1 protein-coding gene is annotated in these 658 nt (G+C 35.3%); it reads left to right on the top strand.

What is annotated here, in order from left to right; all coding sequences use genetic code 11:
- On the top strand, positions 1-658 hold a 658-nt coding region (locus R2Q77_RS21000), incomplete at both ends, for a hypothetical protein (protein WP_316805668.1).

Raw genomic sequence — 658 nt, 5'->3', positions numbered from 1 at the left:
AGCCGAAGATGGCAAAACAACCTTAATTAATGTTCCTGCCGATGTAATCAATAACTTTCAAACCATTGCCAACGATAATACGGTAAGACAGATTATCGAAAACATTGTAAAAAATACGGGCGGTAATTTGTCTTATGATGGTACTAATTTTACTTATGTAGATAATACGGGCAAAACCCAAACCATCAATATCGATCAGCTTGTAAAATCGCACGAAACAATTACGACGCTGATTGACAATAAAAACGGAACGTATACCTATACAGCAGAAGATGGTAAAACAACCTTAATTAATGTTCCTGCCGATGTAATCAATAACTTTCAAACCATTGCCAACGATAATACGGTAAAACAGATTATCGAAAACATTGTGAAAAATACGGGTGGTAATGTATCTTATGATGGCGCTAATTTTACTTATGTAGATAATACGGGCAAAACCCAAACCATCAATATTGATCAGCTTGTAAAATCGCACGAAACAATTACGACGCTGATTGACAACAAAAACGGAACGTATACCTATACAGCAGAAGATGGTAAAACAACCTTAATTAATGTTCCTGCCGATGTAATCAATAACTTTCAAACCATTGCCAACGATAATACAGTAAAACAGATTATCGAAAACATTGTGAAAAATACGGGCGGTAATGTG

This window comes from Pedobacter nototheniae (genome assembly GCF_032678625.1).
In the GTDB taxonomy this organism is placed as follows: Bacteria; Bacteroidota; Bacteroidia; order Sphingobacteriales; family Sphingobacteriaceae; genus Pedobacter; species Pedobacter nototheniae_A.
The sequence above is the reverse complement of the archived record's forward strand: the minus strand, read 5'-3'. Positions and strand labels throughout refer to the sequence as shown.